Source organism: Sphingobacterium sp. LZ7M1, assembly GCF_024296865.1.
Lineage (GTDB): Bacteria > Bacteroidota > Bacteroidia > Sphingobacteriales > Sphingobacteriaceae > Sphingobacterium.
Genome location: NZ_CP101134.1, coordinates 3,179,276 through 3,198,617 on the forward strand (window position 1 = coordinate 3,179,276; position 19,342 = coordinate 3,198,617).

Annotated in this window: 23 protein-coding genes; 14 read left to right on the forward strand and 9 right to left on the reverse strand. The window is 40.3% G+C overall.

What is annotated here, in order from left to right; all coding sequences use genetic code 11:
* Positions 1–607 precede the first annotated feature (607 nt).
* Positions 608–2,611, reverse strand: coding sequence for a M13 family metallopeptidase (locus NMK93_RS13735; protein ID WP_254527901.1), 2,004 nt, complete (start codon positions 2,609–2,611; stop codon positions 608–610).
* Positions 2,612–2,748: 137 nt separating this feature from the next.
* Between NMK93_RS13735 and NMK93_RS13740 the strand changes: the two genes are divergently transcribed.
* Both NMK93_RS13740 and NMK93_RS13745 read left to right on the forward strand, forming a co-directional pair.
* On the forward strand, positions 2,749–3,396 hold the full coding sequence (locus tag NMK93_RS13740; RefSeq protein WP_254527903.1) for a hypothetical protein: 648 nt from the start codon (positions 2,749–2,751) through the stop codon (positions 3,394–3,396).
* Positions 3,377–3,745, forward strand: coding sequence for a hypothetical protein (locus tag NMK93_RS13745; RefSeq protein ID WP_185214265.1), 369 nt, complete (start codon positions 3,377–3,379; stop codon positions 3,743–3,745). Before NMK93_RS13740 ends, NMK93_RS13745 begins: the two co-directional genes overlap by 20 nt.
* On the opposite strand, the gene NMK93_RS13750 is transcribed toward NMK93_RS13745, so the two are convergent.
* From NMK93_RS13750 to NMK93_RS13760, 3 genes are all read right to left on the reverse strand, one after another.
* Positions 3,742–3,942 (reverse strand): hypothetical protein, encoded by a 201-nt coding sequence (locus NMK93_RS13750; protein ID WP_254527905.1) that lies wholly within the window; start codon positions 3,940–3,942, stop codon positions 3,742–3,744. The two genes, NMK93_RS13745 and NMK93_RS13750, sit on opposite strands and share 4 nt — an antisense overlap.
* A gap of 193 nt (positions 3,943–4,135) precedes the next feature.
* Complete coding sequence (locus tag NMK93_RS13755) at positions 4,136–4,927, reverse strand: S1/P1 nuclease (protein WP_185214263.1); 792 nt, start codon at positions 4,925–4,927, stop codon at positions 4,136–4,138.
* A gap of 8 nt (positions 4,928–4,935) precedes the next feature.
* Positions 4,936–5,397, reverse strand: a complete 462-nt coding sequence (locus NMK93_RS13760) for a DUF4268 domain-containing protein (RefSeq protein WP_185214262.1) — start codon at positions 5,395–5,397, stop codon at positions 4,936–4,938.
* 78 nt (positions 5,398–5,475) lie between these two features.
* Here NMK93_RS13760 and NMK93_RS13765 point away from each other — a divergent pair, with 78 nt between their 5' ends.
* On the forward strand, positions 5,476–6,012 hold the full coding sequence (locus tag NMK93_RS13765; RefSeq protein ID WP_185214261.1) for a lipocalin family protein: 537 nt from the start codon (positions 5,476–5,478) through the stop codon (positions 6,010–6,012).
* Here NMK93_RS13765 and NMK93_RS13770 read toward each other — a convergent pair.
* The gene (locus NMK93_RS13770; protein WP_185214260.1) at positions 6,009–6,320 is read right to left on the reverse strand and encodes a hypothetical protein; all 312 of its coding nucleotides are present in this window, start codon (positions 6,318–6,320) and stop codon (positions 6,009–6,011) included. The genes NMK93_RS13765 and NMK93_RS13770 overlap by 4 nt on opposite strands.
* A gap of 80 nt (positions 6,321–6,400) precedes the next feature.
* On the reverse strand, positions 6,401–7,732 hold the full coding sequence (locus tag NMK93_RS13775; RefSeq protein WP_185217474.1) for an OmpA family protein: 1,332 nt from the start codon (positions 7,730–7,732) through the stop codon (positions 6,401–6,403).
* A gap of 127 nt (positions 7,733–7,859) precedes the next feature.
* On the opposite strand from NMK93_RS13775, the gene NMK93_RS13780 reads away from it, so the two are divergent.
* Positions 7,860–9,269, forward strand: coding sequence for an alkaline phosphatase (locus tag NMK93_RS13780; RefSeq protein ID WP_254527907.1), 1,410 nt, complete (start codon positions 7,860–7,862; stop codon positions 9,267–9,269).
* 82 nt (positions 9,270–9,351) lie between these two features.
* Here the strand turns inward: NMK93_RS13780 and NMK93_RS13785 are convergent, their stop codons facing one another.
* Complete coding sequence (locus NMK93_RS13785) at positions 9,352–9,729, reverse strand: single-stranded DNA-binding protein (RefSeq protein WP_254527909.1); 378 nt, start codon at positions 9,727–9,729, stop codon at positions 9,352–9,354.
* Positions 9,730–9,882: 153 nt separating this feature from the next.
* Here NMK93_RS13785 and NMK93_RS13790 point away from each other — a divergent pair, with 153 nt between their 5' ends.
* A complete protein-coding gene (locus tag NMK93_RS13790) occupies positions 9,883–10,266 on the forward strand; it encodes a hypothetical protein (RefSeq protein ID WP_254527910.1) in 384 nt (127 codons plus the stop codon).
* A gap of 69 nt (positions 10,267–10,335) precedes the next feature.
* Here the strand turns inward: NMK93_RS13790 and NMK93_RS13795 are convergent, their stop codons facing one another.
* Positions 10,336–11,046, reverse strand: coding sequence for a pirin family protein (locus NMK93_RS13795; protein WP_185214255.1), 711 nt, complete (start codon positions 11,044–11,046; stop codon positions 10,336–10,338).
* A 75-nt stretch (positions 11,047–11,121) separates the two neighbouring features.
* Positions 11,122–11,814 (reverse strand): DNA repair protein RadC, encoded by a 693-nt coding sequence (gene radC / locus NMK93_RS13800; RefSeq protein ID WP_185217478.1) that lies wholly within the window; start codon positions 11,812–11,814, stop codon positions 11,122–11,124.
* Between the two features lie 151 nt (positions 11,815–11,965).
* On the opposite strand from radC, the gene NMK93_RS13805 reads away from it, so the two are divergent.
* The 9 genes from NMK93_RS13805 (at position 11,966) to NMK93_RS13845 (ending at position 19,326) form a co-directional block, all read left to right on the forward strand.
* Complete coding sequence (locus NMK93_RS13805; protein ID WP_254527911.1) at positions 11,966–12,424, forward strand: peptidylprolyl isomerase; 459 nt, start codon at positions 11,966–11,968, stop codon at positions 12,422–12,424.
* Positions 12,425–12,445: 21 nt separating this feature from the next.
* Positions 12,446–12,850, forward strand: coding sequence for a DUF5606 domain-containing protein (locus NMK93_RS13810; RefSeq protein ID WP_185214252.1), 405 nt, complete (start codon positions 12,446–12,448; stop codon positions 12,848–12,850).
* 118 nt (positions 12,851–12,968) lie between these two features.
* A complete protein-coding gene (locus NMK93_RS13815; RefSeq protein WP_254527912.1) occupies positions 12,969–14,057 on the forward strand; it encodes a DUF695 domain-containing protein in 1,089 nt (362 codons plus the stop codon).
* Positions 14,058–14,072: 15 nt separating this feature from the next.
* Positions 14,073–14,522, forward strand: a complete 450-nt coding sequence (locus NMK93_RS13820; protein ID WP_185214250.1) for a GNAT family N-acetyltransferase — start codon at positions 14,073–14,075, stop codon at positions 14,520–14,522.
* Positions 14,523–14,713: 191 nt separating this feature from the next.
* Positions 14,714–15,307 (forward strand): methyltransferase domain-containing protein, encoded by a 594-nt coding sequence (locus tag NMK93_RS13825; protein ID WP_254527913.1) that lies wholly within the window; start codon positions 14,714–14,716, stop codon positions 15,305–15,307.
* Positions 15,300–15,509 (forward strand): hypothetical protein, encoded by a 210-nt coding sequence (locus NMK93_RS13830; protein WP_093098049.1) that lies wholly within the window; start codon positions 15,300–15,302, stop codon positions 15,507–15,509. Before NMK93_RS13825 ends, NMK93_RS13830 begins: the two co-directional genes overlap by 8 nt.
* Before the next feature lie 133 nt (positions 15,510–15,642).
* Positions 15,643–16,026, forward strand: coding sequence for a hypothetical protein (locus NMK93_RS13835; RefSeq protein ID WP_185214248.1), 384 nt, complete (start codon positions 15,643–15,645; stop codon positions 16,024–16,026).
* A gap of 85 nt (positions 16,027–16,111) precedes the next feature.
* Positions 16,112–16,960, forward strand: coding sequence for a DUF3347 domain-containing protein (locus tag NMK93_RS13840; protein ID WP_254527915.1), 849 nt, complete (start codon positions 16,112–16,114; stop codon positions 16,958–16,960).
* 44 nt (positions 16,961–17,004) lie between these two features.
* Complete coding sequence (locus tag NMK93_RS13845; RefSeq protein WP_254527920.1) at positions 17,005–19,326, forward strand: multicopper oxidase domain-containing protein; 2,322 nt, start codon at positions 17,005–17,007, stop codon at positions 19,324–19,326.
* Positions 19,327–19,342: the final 16 nt, after the last annotated feature.

Consider the following 19,342-nt stretch of genomic DNA (forward strand, 5'->3'; position numbering starts at 1 on the left):
GGCTAAAGGGCCTCCTCCGGAAGGTGAATGTTTGTTAATGGTGAGAACCCCCAGAGGGGGTGAAATATTTTTCAATAAATCTTTCTGAATGGACATAAATCAAAGAAATTAGTTTTCTCATCTTACGATTTCGATGACAGTGATCCTAAAAACTAGATTCTGAGTTTCACTCTGAATCCCTCTAGGTCACATTTTGATTCTGAACGATCAGTGAAGAATCTGTTCGGTTCTCCTCCTCTAGATCTTGTCATTCTTAACCGAAGGTTAAGAAACCGTACGCCAAAAAAATCCATATTATTTAAATTGATTAGGTCTGTAATATTTCGAGACCCTTCCTTCGTCAGGTTGACACCGGAAAGGGACATTTTTTTGCGCTCCGCAATCCCAACAGGTGAGGCTATTTCAAATCTTGGTCTATCCTCTCATCCTGTACCCTGAGCGGCGGCGAAGGGTATCCTGGTTAATTCCCAGTTCTTGGTCTATCCTCACATCCTTTCCATCCTGGTTCAAAACCAACTGCCATATCCTATCCACCCCCAACCTCTCAAAACAAAAAACAGGAGCAACCTTTCGGTTACTCCTGTTTCCATTTTATATCAGGATCTGTTTACCAGATAACGATACGTTTATCTTTAGGGATGTACAGTTTGTCACCCTCTTTGGTTTCGAATGCTTTGTGGAACGCATCTAAATTGATGATCGGACCTGTCGCACGGTATTGAGCTGGAGAGTGTGGGTCAGTTTTCACTTGGTTTACCACAAACTCATCTGTCGTTTTAGTACGCCAGATTGTTGCCCATGACAGGAAGAAACGTTGATCTTGTGTGAAACCATCGATCAATCCTGGGTTTCCTTTGTCTTTCAGGTACATTTGCAATGCATCAAAAGCAACAGAAGAACCACCTAGGTCACCGATATTTTCACCTAAGGTGAACCTTCCGTTTACAAATACCCCTGGTACTGGCTCGTATGCTTCAAACTGTGCAACTAAAGCATCAGCAGCTGCTTCAAATTTAGTTCTGTCATCATCAGTCCACCAGTTGTTCAAGTTACCATTTCCATCGTACTGTGAACCTGAATCATCAAAACCATGAGATAACTCATGACCGATTACTGCACCGATACCACCAAAGTTCACTCCTGGATCAGCTTTGTAATCATAGAATGGAGGTTGTAAGATAGCTGCTGGGAATACAATCTCATTGAACAATGGACTGTAGTAAGCATTAACGGTTTGAGGTGTCATTCCCCATTCAGATTTGTCAACAGGTTTTCCTTGTTTAGCAAGGTTTTCTTCAAATGACCAACGACGTACATTATTTACGTTTTCGATCAAGGAAGTACCAACCTGAAGACTTGAATAGTCTTTCCATTTATCAGGATATCCGATCTTCACGGTAAACTTAGAAAGTTTCTCCAATGCTTTTTCTTTGGTCGTAGGCGACATCCAAGCTAGATCTTTGATGTGTACATTGAAAGATTTGATCAAGTACTGCACCAATTCTTCACAGGCAGCCTTCGCTTCAGCAGGGAAATTTTCTTTAACGTACAGCTTTCCTAACAATTCACCAGCATTGCCATTGACAAATTCCAATCCTCTTTTGTCCAGCGAACGTTGTTCTTTCTGACCTCTTAGTTTCCTCCCATAGAAATCAAAAGACAACTGATCTAATTCTTCTGTCAAATAACCAGTAGCATCATCCATTACATGGAATTTCAAGTATTCCTTGATTACCGGTAAATTTTCCTCATTAACGATCTTATCTAGGTTTTGGTAATAGTTAAGTTCACCAATGATTACGGTATCAGCTTTGAATCCAAGGGTCTGGATGTATTTTGCCACATCCATGTTCTTTACCATTTTATTCAAGTCTTTCACCGCTACAGGATTGTAACGTTTCTGAGCATCACGCATCTCTTCTACTGTTTTCAGGTTTGAAGCGATCAATTTCTCAAATTCAATTACTTTAGGACCTTTCAGGTCTCTGGTCTTCGGATCAACCTTGCCATATAAGGCGTTGATATATTGGTTGTAGTTTCCTAAAGTCTCTGTATTTTTGGCATCTTCTTTTTGGTAATAAGTACGGCCAAGACCTAATCCGCCACCACCTAAATAAACAGCATTCATGTTACTGTTTTTCATGTGGGCATAAACATAGGCACCGAAGAAAGGGTTACCACCGATAGCTCCGTATTTAACGAAGTAATCGTAAAGACCTTTCAGGTTCTTCACTTGGTCGATATCCTTCAATTGTTGTTGGATAGGTGCTATCCCCAACTTGTTACGGGTATCAAAGTCTACATAAGATTTATATAGATCAGCGATCTTTTGCCCATCGGTTCCTTTTTCGAATTTAGTGTTCAAAGATTCTTTAAGGATTTTCAAGGCCGCTTCATCCGTGTTTTCTCTTAGTTGATCAAAAGAACCCCAACGAGCCTTATCAGAAGGAATTTCTACAGTTTTCATCCAATTACCATTGACGTAATTGTAGAAATCATCTTGAGGACGAACGGATTTGTCCATGTAGGAAACATTGATTGCTTGATGTTCTTGCCCGTAAACATAAGCTGAACTAGCAAATAATGCTGCCATTAATACGTATTGTTTCATAATTAACCTATTTTGTTTTAGAACTAAGAGATAGTTCCTATGCAAACATAGCGATTCTAGGAAAAAACAGAAAGTAACTATTTTTATATATTTAATTGATTTTAATTTAACACAATGGAATTGCTAAATTGGCCGAAATGATAATTCAGGTAGAAAACATCGATTATTTATTGGTCAGCAGCGATAAAAAAGGGATCAGCATAGATTTTAATACGGAAGATTTACCGGTAATCTATGCCCCTGCAGATCTTTCTATCCAGGAACTGACAGCTTATGTGAAGCGATTTGCCAAGAAAGAACAGAAGAAATCCATGGCAGATGAAGAAATGGAATTCTTTACCCTAAAACTATTCTCCAAAGACTATCCTGTAAGACCTCTGACCAATGGACAGTCTAAACCTTATCTAAAAAACAATATCATCTATTATTCCAAGTCTCTATTTAAGAGCAAAAACCAAGAAAGACTTGAAAAACAGCTACGACAATATATGTTTGAACAAGTCATCAAGACGATGATCGGGAAATGGGAGGAGATATTGGATTACCTTCTGGAAGACATAGAATTTAAAAAACTTCCCAAGCGCTATTTTGTCAATTCAGGAAATACCTTAACCTATAATAAATCCAACATAGAATTGGACCTGAGGTGCAATGAATATTTATTGGCAAAGGCTTTGATAGGATTAGCTGGAAAAAATAAATTGCAGGCTGGAATTTTGGAAAGACATTTTCCGGATGCAAGACAAATTGAAAAAATATTATCCTATGGAAACGAAAGAATATAGATTTGAAACTGAAATAAACCCTGAGCAACTGGAAAGCTTCGCAGGAAATCCTTCGAGCTTATTGGACCATATATCAAAAGAAGAACTGGATAAATTAAGCTGGTTTATCTTTGATGTTTTAGGCGATAAAGATGGCAGTCCGGAAGTGGGGAACATACAGGTTTCAAGCTTTAAATATGATACCGAAAAAAATAAGGGTACCTTTCGGATGCAATTTGACATTGACCGAAAGTTTTGCTGTTCGGATATGGGGAGTTGCAGCAATGATTATCTTGATTTCAATTTCAATATCGAAAACAACCTACTTGTTGCAACCGGTAGTTACTTTGATTGGACGTTGAACAATTAATTGAACATATAGACTTTGAAATAATAAATGATAATGGCGATCAGGATCAACATGATCGATAGAATTATCAAGTTAGCTTTCAAAGCAGACCAATCTTTCTGAACAATATTGCTGGCAATTAGGATCAATTTGAAAAGGACACTTAATCCAGCTATGAGATAGAAAAAGTTATAGAAGTTAATCTGAATCTCCATCATACGCGTGAGGGATTAGAAAATTTAACAATTGGTTTTCAATCAAATATACAAATTTTAACATCCAATTACCTAGTAATTAAAGTATTATATCGTATTGGGTAGGGTGGATTAAAAAAGAACAGGTACCTGAAATCCAGATACCTGTTCTTTTATTTTAATATGTTCCTGTTTGTTCAAATGAACGGCGGGGATCTTAGCCAAACACTTCGTTCAACTCTTTAGCAAGTCTTAAACCTGCTTTCAACAAAGCGTTTTCCATTGGATCTTTGAACCTGAAGATATAGTCATAGGATAGCTTGTTGTTTTTGGCAACATCGTCATAAATAATGTTGGCCAATTGATGTGATTCATACAACCAATCTTCAAAAGTTGAATTTGTGTATTGGTTATAGAAGTACTTTTCATAATCCAATACACGGGCATATTCGCTATAAGACCATTTTTCATTATCGACCAAGTCACTATCCCATACGCGGTGTATATTCGATCCCCTACCAAAGAAAGTAACGGCAATTTTATTTCCACCCAGGTCTTCTGCCCTACTCACATGCATGGGTTGATGGGCATCCCCTAATAAATGGACCATAAAATAAAAAGCTTGCTGCCTTTGTTCGATGGACAAATCTCTGTTGGCAACCTCTTTTTTAACTCTTTGGTAAGCCTTGTAAAGGTTTTGTTCCGGTGAATTTTGAAGTTCCACTAAAAATTGCTCGTGGGTCAGGTTCCCTGGGGTATTCAAGAAATGCCAAGATCCAGTCTTCAGGAGAACGGAGTCTGGCGAGGATTTGATGAAATCTGCCCAGTTGGACCAATAAGCAATCTTTTGATGGCCGATCAGTTTCTCAATGTTTCGTTTCGCTTTTTTCGTAAGATGTTGTTCCGCGATTTCAGAAATCACGCGATGTCCAGTCATCCCCCATGCCAATACATGTTGGGATTGCGTTAATAGCATAAAAAATACTAGAATTCTACCTACTAGTTTCATATTCCTAATTATTTAAAAAGTTCAAATCCATATTTAGCTGTCGACCAGAAGCTATCAAGAGCGATAATCCGGGGTTTAAAGAATGATATGAGCGCGGGCCAATCTTCTTTATTAAAGACGCTCAAACCACGGATCTCGATGTAGATACGGGCAGTGTGTTTCCCATATTCATCATAAAAGGAATCGTCCCATATCCATTCTTCCCCTATTTCGGCTTCCAAAATCTTCGCGTATTCCTTAAATTGTTCGAAGAGCAAGTCACGGATCCCGGCATCAGGATTGGCTATTTCAATTCCTATCTGGGCCACCTTATTGGTTGCTTCCATCCTAAAGAACAGGTGCCGAATTCCGGTTTTGTAATTTACCCATGTTACCTTTTCACCGTCCTCACTCGGGATTGGGGCCATGTACTGCCCAAAACTGGTCCAAAAAGACTCCTTTATTTTCTTAGCTTCTTCTCTTGAATACAATTCTTTAATTTTATGCAAAACTAGGAATCTCTTTAAACATTTAGGTGGTTTAACCTGTTTTCCTATAAAATATTTACGATGGACAAAAAGAAAACCCTAATAACCCTGACAGCAGTAGCCCTAGGTTCTGTAATCTATAACTACTTGAAACCCATTAAATCCAATGCCGAGTCTGTTCAAGATTTTGACTTGCAACGATATTTAGGGAAATGGTACGAGATCGCTCGTTTAGACTTTTTTTGGGAGAAAGACCTGAAAAATGTGAGTGCCGAATATAGCCTGAACGATGATGGATCGGTCAGGGTGAAAAATGAAGGCGTGAGCACAGTGAATGGAAAAACAAAAACCAGTATTGGAAAGGCCAAGTATGCAGGTGATGTCAATGAAGGTTCCCTTAAAGTTTCTTTTTTCGGTCCTTTTTATTCTGGTTACCATATTGTCCAATTGGATGAAAACTATGAAGATGCCTTAGTCTTTGGCGACAACCTGGATTATATGTGGATCCTTTCCAGAACAAAAACAATCAGGCCAGAACGGGAAGCCGCTTACCTGAAATATGCAGAAGCTTGTGGTTATGACACTTCGAAATTAAAGTGGACCATTCAGGAGGGTTAAAGATCAAATACTGGTTGTATAATGGCGTAATTTAAGGTTGGGTCCTGCTGGATAACCTTAGCAATTTCTTGTTGATCTGCAGCACTGATTACGTTTCCTAATCCAGCATTAAAAAGACGAATTAAAAAGAGAGCTCCTTCCTCCTTTTCATGGATGTTCAATAATGAACTACCGATATAAAAGTTGAGGATGGAAGCTGCGTAATCACCAAAGAGTTCAAAATCTAGGGCCTTCCTTTTGGATTTCAAATCCTTAAAGTACTTTTCGAAATCTCCCTTGATCATGTCTTGTTGTTTCTCTGTAAGCATAAGGCAAAAATAACAATAGGATTGACAATAAAAAAAGCAGCCCAAGATAATTTGGGCTGCTCCATTTTGGTTTTCAATTATTATTTTCTGACGCTTATCGCAACTCTTCTATCTTTCACGCGGTCTGATTCAGGGGCATCAGCAGGGTATTTAGCAAATTGGGAACCATATCCCTCAGTTGCCATTACTCGATTACCGACCCCTTTTGCATCAAAAGCATTCTTTACTGCGATTGCACGGTCATTTGACAGTTTTTTATTGATGGCTTCATCACCAGTCTTATCGGTATATCCACCAAGCTTAACCTTAGCATCTGGGTATGCATTCAGGATGGCCACCAGATTGTCAAGCTGAACCTGACTTTCCGGGAGGATATTTGCTGTTCCAGTTTCGAAATTTAAATTATCGAAATCAAACCAGCGGTCTTTTAATTCCTCATCCGAAAGGCTCTTATAGTCTGAGTTCAGGAACTGAACCAATTGGTCTTCAATACCACCTTTATAGGCATTGAGTTCGGTATTATTTGGCAAAGTCACCATAATACTTTCCCTCACTACTTCAGCTGGTGTCATCGTCGTGTCTTGGTTAACTACTGAATCAGTAATCAAGGAATCCACATGGGCATCCGATACCGGAGCCTCTTCACGGTTACAACCCTTTCCGAAAAAGAACCATAATAAAAGAAGGATAATCGGAAGGAGTATCCACCACAGGCCTGCGCCTTTCTTACGGTCTTCATCTGCTGGAGGAAGCGCAGCAGGTGGTTCCTCGCGACGGACCCTGGAGGTAGGCACGATTGGATCTTCGACAAGAACATCCCTTGCTGGATCAACAATTGGGTCCACTTCTACCACTTCTTCTTCTGTTACGATGGTTGGTCCTTTTGGTTCTTCACCTAAAATATTCAACGGCAGACCAGCTGGAAGTGCCTTCAGGAAGTTTGAACGATTGTTGTTCAAGTCGGCTTCGATGGAAGTAGTATCCCAGCGTTGGCCATTGCTGGTCAAGGCACCAACCACAGCTGGAATCGCTGCGGAGAATAGGCGAATCAATGTGTTGGTATTCAACCCTAAAAAATTCGCAGTATTGGGTATTACCTGGTCAAAAGTGTTCCCGAAAAGGGAGCTTAAAACGGTTCTCGTGGTATCCCCATCTTGAGGCACATCCTGTACAGGAGGGCTAAACCTCAATACATCTGAAAAATTAAATCCAGAAAAATTTGATTTCAATGTTTCTAGGAGGCTTCCTAGGCCGTGTCCGGCTTTGCGTTGGAAACCTAAGAATAAGGAAGGAATTACAGTTTCGATTCCTGTTTTTGCCTGATCTGGAGAAATGTTTTCCTCGGAGGCAAGAGTACTATAAGTGTGCTCATTGAAGTATTGCTGAGCAAGCTCTAATAAATTGTTTTCCATAACCTGTGTTTATAAGTACAATTGAAGAAACAATCCGTGTAACATTTTGTTTGCAACAAGCTGTTTTTGCCAATTAACATTATCTTAATATGAGAACCTTAGTTTTGTATAAATTAATCCATTTGGTATGAACATTAAATTTTTCAATTTATTCCTCGCCTTATTCTTATTTGTAGGCTCAAGTTTTGCACAGAAACAACCGAAATACATTTTCTTTATGATTGGAGATGGTATGGGTTTGAACCAGGTACAGGCAGCAGAAGTATACAAAAGTTCTCTTGCAGGTAAAAATTCAGTTTCCCCTACTGTTTTCAGTCAATTTCCATTTGCCACGTTCGCAACATCCCATTCCTTATCTCATGGAGTAACAGATTCTGGTGCTGGCGGTACAGCATTGGCTGTTGGTTACAAGACTAAGAACGGTGTTATCGCTATGGACAGTGCAGGTGTGAAGTCCTATAAAAGCATTGCCTACTTGGCGAAAGAAAAAGGAATGAAGGTTGGAATTACGACTTCAGTAAGTATCGACCACGCCACACCGGCTTCTTTCTTTGCCAACCAACCCGATCGCGATATGTATTATGAAATTGGCTTGGATATCATTAAATCTAAATTTGACTTCTTTGCTGGATCAGGGTTTCTAAAACCAACAACTAATGCTAAAAAAGAAGAGGTCGCTTCTATTTTCCCTCAACTGGAAAAAGCAGGTTATAAATTGCTTTATGGTTTGGACGACTATAAGAAAGCCAATAAATCAGATAAACTGATCTTAATGAACAAAAAAGGAACGGACAATGTTTCCTTGAAATATGCGATCGATCAAAAACCAGGAGATTTGAACCTAGCAGAAATCACTTCAGCAGCGATCGAATCCTTAAGCCAAGGAGACAAAGGTTTCTTCCTGATGGTTGAAGGGGGAAAAATTGACTGGGCATGCCATTCCAATGACGGAGCTACTGCTGTACATGAAGTTTGGGATTTCAACAATGCAGTTCAAAAAGCCTTTGAATTCTACCAAAAACATCCAGAAGAAACCTTGATCATCGTTACGGCGGATCATGAGACCGGCGGTATCGGGGTTGGAAACGGAAGCTCTACCCTTCGTTTGAAAAACCTAGAAAACCAAAAGATTTCTCAAGAAGCACTTTCAGCTGCCATCAATGAATTCAGGTCCAAGAATGCGAATGCATCTTGGGATCAACTTAAAGAATTTTTGGGTCAACACCTAGGATTGTGGAAAGCAATCAAGGTAAGTGAAGACGATAATGAAGATCTTCATGAAGCTTACGAAAAAAGCTTTATAGAGCATAAAAATGAAACCAGCAAAAGTCTGTATGCCACCAACGATAAAATCGCATCGTTAGCGATCAAGGCCTTGAACAAAGCGTCATCGATTAGTTGGGCATCAGGTAGCCATTCGGCAGCCTATATCCCAGTGTATGCGATTGGAGTGGGTGCGGAAGCATTCCATCAGAAAATGGACAATGTAGATATCCCGAGAACGGTTTCTAAAGTTGCTGGTTGGCAACATCCATAATAAGTCAAAGAACTTTTTCAATCAATATGGGGGAGTTGATGAATTTCAGCTCCCCTTTTTATATGGGTAATGGACCTGATGCTTATGCACTGGTTTCAGGCTGCAATTTCTTGTTCAATCCCATCGACTCCATCAAAAACATGAGCTTATTAGCCCTGATTTCACAATATTGCTGGGGATTTCCGTTTCCCCCATCAAACTGTTTATAGAAGATCGTCCCTTGGATCAGCCACAGACTCCCCTTCTTACCTCGTTTTTTCATTTGATTGCACATCATATCTCCCCAAACTGCTATCCGATGCCATTGACTTTTTTCATATTGTTCGCCATTCTTCTTGACACCATATTCATTAGTTACCAAGGATATGAAGCAATATGGAATCCCATTGCTGCTGACCTTGATTTCTGCTTCCTGACCTAACCTGCCCAATAGTTGTACTGAATTTTTTATCGTGCTCATGGAAATTTCAATTTTTGATATTTATTTTCTTATTAATCAATTAACTTAGCTAAGTAACTGGTGCAAAATTGACGAAGGGCATCAAGTTTATTCGTATTTCAAACAGTTAAAAACGACTGTAGTCGGTTTTAAACGATTAAAATCATTTATGCCATGGGTATAAGAACATGTAAAGAATGTGAAGAGATATTGCGCGGAAGGACCGACAAAAGGTTTTGCAACGATGGATGCAGAAACGCCTATAATAACAGGGAGAATAGTAGGGATAGCGACCTATTGAAAAAAATCAACAACCAGCTCCGAAAGAACAGAAAGATCCTGAGGATGTTAATTGCTGAGGAGAAAATGCTGAAAACAAACAAAGATAAACTCCTCACGGAAGGTTTCTCCTTGAAATACCATACCCATAGGATAATCACTTCAAAAGGTCAGGAGTATATATTCTGTTATGAATATGGCTATCTGGATCTTGGAAATGATTTTATATTAATTGTCAAGAGCAAGGAAAAGAAGCGCGAGATAAATACATTGGTTTAGGCTAGATAAATGAAAACATAAAAAAGCACCTGTAACCCTTACAAGTGCCTTTACTTAATAATAATATATTTATACCGGAACTTCCATCAATAGGAATTCAGCATTGGTATCCGCTTTAATCTTTACATCTTGTGCTCCTGCAATCCCAAGTCCATCCCTGCTCTGCATCTTCTGTCCTTCCACATCGATCTCTCCATTTAGCACGAAAATATATAGACCATGATCTGGTTTTTTCATGATATATTGGCGTGCATAGCCAGCCTCAAAATCAGCGATATGAAACCATGCATCTTGATGGATCCATACTCCTGCATCATCGGGATCAGGAGAAAGGATCTGTAAGAAATTATTCTTTGCAGCATTAAAGTCGATGCTCTGTTGATCGTAACGGGGTTCTACATGCTGCTTATTTGGAATTACCCAGATCTGAAGGAATTTTACCGGATCAGTCTTGCTGTTATTATATTCGCTATGTTCAATGCCAGTACCTGCACTCATAACCTGGATATCCCCTTTCTTGATGACTGAACCCGTACCCATGCTGTCATTATGCGCCAGTTCGCCTTCTAATGGAATGGAAATAATTTCCATGTTGCTATGGGGATGTTTTCCAAAGCCCATTCCAGCCGCTACGTTGTCATCATTCAAAACACGTAATGCACCGAAGTTCATTCTTTCGGCATTCATATAGCCTCCAAAACTGAACGTATGATTCGATTTCAACCATCCATGATCTGCATGTCCACGGGAGTCCGCTGGGTGATAAAAAAATTTTGCCATGATATTCTCCTCCTTTAATAATTAACACAAAGTTCAGGGATTAAGTTTTGCTGTGCATTGACATAGGGTAAGAAATCAGGTGGAAAGCAAACCTTCATCCCGAAAGCTATAATAGCTCTCATCTGTAATGATAAGATGGTCGTGTACATGGATGTCCATCAATTTGGCCGCCTGTGCTATTTTCTTGGTCAGGGTCCTATCGGCATCACTGGGCCTTAAGGTTCCTGAAGGATGATTATGGGCTAGAATAATGGAGTTAGCCTTGTTCATAAGGGCAAACCTAAGGATGATCCGAACGTCTACAGGGGTAAAGTCGTTGCCTCCCCTGCCGATGAGCTGTTTGTCCAAGACTTTGCAACTGGTATTCAGGAAAATTACCCAAAATTCTTCATGGCTAAGGTCTTCTAAAAGATGTTTTAAAAATTCATAGGCTTTTTTGCTGCTGTTGAGGACAGGTTTTTCCTGTACATCTGACTCTTGCCTCCTTCGACCAAGCTCCAGCGCCGCAATGATACTGATTGCCTTTGCTTCTCCAATCCCCTTAAACTGACAAAGCTCCTTGACATCCATTTTGCTGAGCCTAAATAAGTCGTTGCTGACCGAGCTGAGGAGTCTTTTGCAGAGTTCAACTGCTGTTTCATGTCTTGAACCGGAACCAATGAGGATGGCTAGAAGTTCGGCATCGGTTACTGCCCTTCTACCCTGTTCAAGTAGTTTTTCGCGCGGTCGATCCGATTCTGCCCAATCCCGAATGACTAATTTTTGCATATATATTATGAAAATTTTATTTCTTTAAAGTAAAGATAGGGATTGTAAACGACAGCTTAAAAACTGGGATTCAACATCTTAATGTACAATCTTTAGAATTTACGCAGAAACCTTATCTTTGTAGGCTATTACAACATTAAGGACAGAAATAATGAGCAAAGCGATTATCAAAACAGAAAAAGGCGACATGACTGTGCAGTTTTACACAGAAGATGCTCCAAATACAGTAGCGAACTTCATTAAGTTAGCTAAATCAGGATATTATGATGGTTTAACATTTCACAGAGTTATTCCTGATTTCGTAATTCAAGGCGGATGTCCAAATACACGCGAAGGTGCAACAGGAATGCCGGGCACAGGTGGTCCGGGATACAAGATCGATTGTGAATTGGACGGTGGAAACCAACACCATGACCGTGGTGTTCTTTCAATGGCTCACGCTGGAAGAAACACTGGTGGATCACAATTCTTCATTTGCCACAGCCGTAACAATACAGCTCACCTAGACCGCAACCACACTTGTTTTGGAAAAGTAATCGAGAACGTTGATGTTGTTGATGATATCCGTCAAGGTGATCGTATTTTAGGAGTAGAAATTATTGAAGATTAATTCTTATATAAGAAGCAAAAAATGAATTTAAGAGGATTAGTGTCAGTTACTGGCAAACCAGGATTATTTAAATTGATCGGTCAAAACAAAGGTGGATTCGTTCTTGAATCGCTAGATGGCAGTAAAATCAAATCGGTAGTGAATCTATCGACTACCAAAATGGCTACGCTAGAAGACATCACTATTTATGGTGAGGACGAGGAAATCCGTCTATTGGACGTGTTTGAGACCATCAAATCAAACGGAGGCAACACGCCAGATGTAAAAGCTGACGGAAACACTTTGCGTGAGTATTTTAGAGAGGTAGCTCCTAATCATGACGAAGCAAGAGTTTACTCTTCTGATATCAAAAAGATCATTACTTGGTACAATATCATCAAAGAACTTCCTTTGTTTGAAGAAGAAGCTCCAGAGCCTCTAGCATAAATTGACCAACATATAAAAAAAAACCTATCCTAGATATTTTTTAGGATAGGTTTTTTTATATCCTTATATTTAAGAATTGGTGATTTTCATCTATTACATTCAAGTAAATTCCATAAATATGAGCAGCGAAAAACCCATTTCTTCTACCAATTTGAATCAATGCTATCAGGAATTCTGGCATTGGTTCGAAGCCCGAGCCAAGGAATTCTATCAAGTCATCAAATCGGGAAAAGATGTTGAAGAAAAGTTTATCAACATCTTTGCACCTGAGTTGGATAGAGTGGAACCAAAAGTGTTTTTCTTGGTTGGAATGGACAAAGATAAAAAGGCCGAACTGGTTTTTACGCCTGATGGCATCATCAAGAATGTGCTGTGGGCAGAAAAGATCGTGGAAGCTGCCCCAGACATCGAAAACTGGAAATTTACTGCCCTGAAACCCGAATCCAACAATGAGGATTTTGCGATCCGCATGCATGACCTACATTTTGATAAGGAGAACATAAAGTTCTATCCCATCCTTCACGATAATTATCCCGACAAAATAGACCTGATGTTTGTTTATGATCCCTATCATGAGGAATCTAGAGAAGAGATCCTGAATGGCATCTTTATTTTTCTGGACAACTATTTAGGCGAGGAAACCATGATCCAATGCATTGATAAGATCGATGTACGAGGTCCTCAAAACCTACAGGAGGAATTGATTCCCTTGAACAAGTTGGTTGATTACATCAATTGGCGGGAGAAGGAGTTTGTAGAGAAGTACCAGGATGTAAGACATGATTCCAGCGATGACCGCTTCTCGGGATTTGAAGGAACGGTAGAAGGCGGCAAAACCATTTTGTCAACCATCAACACCTCGGTCTTAGACTGGGACCATAAAGCATCCCATCCATGGATTTTGGTGATCATGAATGCCTATGATTCGGAAACAGACGCTGGCTTTCCAAGTCCGGAAACCTATGAGGACATATCCAGGTTTGAAGAAGACCTGGAGGAAGAACTCCCTAGCAGGGATGGTTATATCTTCTTGGGATCGGAGACTGTGGATGGATTAAGGGAAACTTTCATTGCCTGTAGGGAATTCCGCAAGGCCACGGAGGTCATGGAGCGATTGCTGATCAAATATCATGACCAACTCAATCTTTCATTCGATTTCTTCAAGGACAAATATTGGCAGTCCTTTGAGCGTTATAAAATGGTTTAATCCAAATATGGTACCATGAACACATTCTCCATCCGTCGATACCAGCCCGTAGACTTCCAAGAGGTCATCGGTGTTTTCAACAGCAATGTTCCGGATTTCTTTGACCCTAGCGAGACGCAGGACCTCTTCCATTATCTGGAACAAGAGATAGAAGATTATTTTGTAGTCATCAAAGATGCCCAGATAGTTGGTGCTGGAGGGATCAATTACGATGAAGATCAAATCACGGCGCGTCTAAGTTGGGATTTCCTAGATAAGACCTTGCAGCAAAATGGAGCAGGGACTTTATTGACCCAACATCGAATCCTGCATGTTCAGCAAATGCCCCATATCCAAAGATTGATTGTAAGGACTTCACAAATGGCCGAGGGATTTTATCAAAAGATGGGCTTTCAGGTCAAAGAAAGAGTTCCCGATTATTGGGCTAAAGGTTTTGATATGGTCCTGATGGAATACCAAGGCTAGTGGTTTGTAAAAAAGGCAATTATTTAGCTTTATTTCATCTTTGAATTCTCCATGAGAAACTTTCTTCTATTTTCGTCAATTGCATACTATAGAGCTGTGTAACAAAAGATACAGAGCAACATAATATTAATCTACACTTTTGTGCTATTCTTTGTAAGAAATAAAGAGTAGCGTTCTTAAAAAATCACTCAATGGAAACATCTTTAGATCAGAACTTCTGGAATGAGCGTTGGGAAAACCAACAGACAGGTTGGGATATTGGCTATGCCTCTACTCCTATTGTAACCTTCATGGACAGTTATCCTAACAAGGATGCGAAAATATTGATCCCTGGATGTGGGAATGCCTATGAAGCTGCCTACCTCTTGGAACAAGGTTTCACTGATTTAACCTTGATCGATATTGCTCCAAAGGCTATTGAAAAGGTACGGGAAAGATTTAAGGATCAAGCAAACATTGAGATCATATTAGGTGATTTCTTTCAACATGAAGGGGAGTATGACCTGATGCTAGAACAAACATTTTTCTGTGCATTGGAGCCAAAGCTTCGTCCGGATTATGTAAAAAAAGCACATTTGCTTTTGGGATCTGAAGGAAAGATTGCAGGGGTTTTATTTGGAATTGAATTCGAAAAGCAAGGTCCTCCATTTGGTGGGTCTGCTGAAGAATACAGCAAGCTTTTTGAGCCTTATTTCAAACTTGAGAAGATGGAACTTTGCTACAATAGCATTGTGCCAAGAAAAGGATCGGAATTATTTATAAAATTGGAGAGAAAAAATGGATAAAGTTAAGATTTATTTGTCCCAATGGAATGTGATGCGGGTATTGCGATTGGTCATGGGTATCCTCATTATAATCCAAGGGGTTAAAGCAGAGATGTGGCTAATAGCCGGCTTAGGCGTACTATTTACGATTTTACCCTTGATGAATATTGGGGGATGTTCGGTAAATGGCTCTTGCCAAGTACCACCTAGAGAAAGAAGATAGTGATCTTCAAAAATAAAATAGCAAGGTATAATTAATAATAGTTAGTGACTATAGGCTCAGGTTCCCAACCTGGGCCTTCACTTTTACCGAGCTTTCGCTTTCTGATTTTTTTCCCTAGCTTTGTAAATATCACATGATGACGAAGATAGTTTACATAATCTGTTTCACACTCATTGCCTTGATCAGCCCCAAGCTTACATTTGCTTGTACGGAACATCAGGAAAAGATCGCTGTGGAAACAAATTGTGAAACTGACCAACATCATACTGCTGATGAGCATAGTTGTTGCGACACTGAAGCCCACGATCAACCTGAGAGCAATAAAGACAACAGTAACTGTGGCGATAGCACCTGCTGCTGTCCAATGATGGCAAACCATAGCTGTTGCCTCTATTCCAACCCTTCATTTGAATTTCACTTCCATATCCCTACTCATAGGGAAAAGATATCTACATTATTGGTTTTTCAAGAAACCACCGGATATTCTTCGATTTTCATCCCTCCCAAAATAGTTTAATACAAGCTACAAAAACCTATTGGTTTTAGAATTTATTGGCAAATCAGGTTTGCCAGGTTATTTATATGTATTAAAAAATTAAAAGATGAAAAAGATATTCTTAATCTTAGGCCTTATCCTGGGCTTAGGTATAAATGCTAGTATAGCTCAAATCAACAATGCAAAAACAGTAACGGTAGCCGTAAACGGCAATTGCGGAATGTGCAAAAAGACTATTGAAACGAATGGTTCGGAAGGCAAAATCGCAAAAGTAACATGGGACACCAAACAGAAACAAGCCGAAATCACCTTTGATACAACAAAGACCAGTGAGGAAGCTGTTTTGAAGAAAATTGCCCAGGCGGGATATGACAATGCGCAATTCAGGTCACCAGACGATGTATATGCCAACCTGCACGAATGTTGCAGATACGACAGAAACCACGAGGTGAAAGGTGGGCCACATGCTCAGATGAACCACAATAACATGCCTAAGGCAGCTGCTCAGCATGAAGATGCAGGCCAAGCTAAAGGGCTAGCGCCTGTATTCCAAAATTATCTGACCTTGAAGGATGCCTTAGTGAGCAGTGACCAGAAAAAAGCAGCGATTGCTGCCGAGAAGCTAGGCCAAAGCATTCTAAAAGTAGACATGAAAGCACTTGCAGACAATGAACACAAGCAATGGATGAAAGTGAAAGGAAGCTTGGAAAAGGCATCTACAGCAATTTCAAAGGATGGCAAACTGGAAAGCCAAAGAAATACTTTCATGGCCCTTTCCAACCATATGTATGAATTGGCCAAACCTTCAAAAGCAAGTGAAGGCCTTTATTGGCAATATTGCCCGATGGCAAACAACAATAAAGGTGCACATTGGCTAAGCAATGAGGAGGCAATTAAAAACCCTTATTACGGATCTAAAATGATGAGCTGCGGCGAGGTAAAGGAAAAAATCTAAAACCATTGCTGTAAATCTATTATTTAAACACGTAAGAGGTATTCATGAGAGAACAAATCAAATACATATTGATCTGTACATTTTTGCTATGCTCAACAGTTGGTTTTTCCCAAAAAGTTGTGCGTTACGACCTGAATGTAACAGACAGCATGGTAAACTATGCAGGTAAGGATCGTAGGGCGGTGGCAGTGAATGGCATGATCCCTATGCCTACATTGACCTTTACTGAAGGTGATACTGCAGAAATCCATGTACACAACAAACTCAAGGAAGGGACTTCCCTACACTGGCATGGCGTCTATTTACCGAACAAGGAAGATGGAGTTCCTTTTTTGACTCAGATGCCGATCGCTCCAAACAGCAGCTTTACCTATCGGTTTCCGATCATCCAAGACGGGACCCATTGGTACCATAGCCATTCCGGTATGCAGGAGCAGATCGGTATGTACGGTGCGATGATCCTGAAAAAAAGACCTGAGGACCCCAATTTTAGAAAAGGGATAGATGACCTTCCTGAAATCCCGATTGTATTAAGCGAGTGGACCAATATGGACCCCGATAATGTGCACCGAATGCTCCACAATGCCAACGACTGGTTTGCCATCAAGAAGAATGCAACCCAAAGTTATGCAGAGGCAATCAAGGAGGGCCATTTTAAAACCAAGCTTACCAACGAATGGAAGCGCATGCTGGCCATGGATGTCAGTGATGTGTATTATGACCGTTTCTTGTTGAATGGTACATCAGAGCAGACATATTCGCAGTTCAAAGCTGGGGATAAGGTAAGGCTGAGAGTTATCAATGCCGGTGCTTCCTCCTATTTCTGGCTGACTTATGCCGGTGGGAAAATCACGGTGGTAGCCAATGATGGCAATGATGTAGAACCAGTCGAAGTCGACCGTTTGATTGTCGGAGTTTCAGAAACCTATGATATCGTTGTGACCATTCCGGAAGATGGCTTCGCCTATGAATTTATGGCAACTCCTGAAGACAGGACCAATCATGTTTCCATGTATTTGGGTTCCGGTGTAAAGCAATTGGTCAGTCCTTTACCGAAGTTGAAATACTTCGAAGGAATGAAGATGATGAACGACATGATGAAAATGAATGGCGACCTCGACGATATGGGGATGAAGATGAGCCTGCAGAAAATGGACATGAATACCGTCATGTATCCTGAGATCCAAGATCAGAAAGGACATCAAGATCATCAAAACCATGGAGCCCAGGACAGCTCTTCCCACAAGGAAGATCATTCCATGCATGATATGGGAAATAAGGAGGAACAAGCAACCAGGCATGACCATTCCAAAATGGAAGCTATGGACCATAGTCAACATGCTAGTTCCGATATCGTGACCTTAAACTATGGTATGCTTCGATCTCCTACGAAGACAACCCTGCCAAAAGATGCCCCAATTAGGGAAATGAAGTTTGAGTTGACAGGTAACATGAACCGATATGTTTGGAGCATGGACAATAAAGTTCTTGCCGAAAGCGACAAAATCCTCATAAAGGAAGGCGAAATCCTAAGGATCATCCTGTACAACAATTCAATGATGCGACACCCCATGCACCTGCATGGACATGACTTTAGGGTAATCAATGGTCAGGGAGATTATGCGCCATTAAAGAATGTCTTGGATATTATGCCTATGGAAACAGATACCATTGAATTCCTATCCAATGTGGAAGGGGATTGGTTCTTCCATTGCCATATCCTTTACCATATGATGGCAGGGATGAACCGCGTGTTCAGCACCGAAGACCAACAGCCAAATCCATATCTGCCAAATAAAGCATGGGCATATCGCGAATTGCAAAAAGAAAGCAACATGAAGCACTTCATGATCCAAAATGATTTTGCGACCAATGGAAACGATGGCGAATTGATGTTGCACAACACCCGATATAGCCTCACTACCGAATGGCGATTAGGCTATTCTGATATGCACGGCTATGAGGTCGAAACCCATCTAGGCCGATACATTGGAAAGATGCAATGGTTCATGCCTTTTATCGGTTTTGACTATCGCTATAGGAGAATGGACAAACATGGTCCAGAAAAGAACATCTTCGGACAGCGGAACAGCAAAAACGAAAGAGCTTTACTCTCTGCCGGTTTTACCTATATGCTGCCTATGTTGGTGAGATTCCAGGCCGAAGTATACCATGATGGAAATGTCCGATTGCAATTGATGCGTGAGGACATACCAGTAACCAAAAGATTAAGAGCCGGAGTGATGGTCAACTCCGATCTAGAATACATGGGCGACCTGCGTTATATCCTGACCAAGAATTTAGGGGTCCGAACCCATTATGATTCGGACATGGGATTTGGAGTAGGATTGTCGGTTAACTATTAAAAGCAACAAGGGTAGA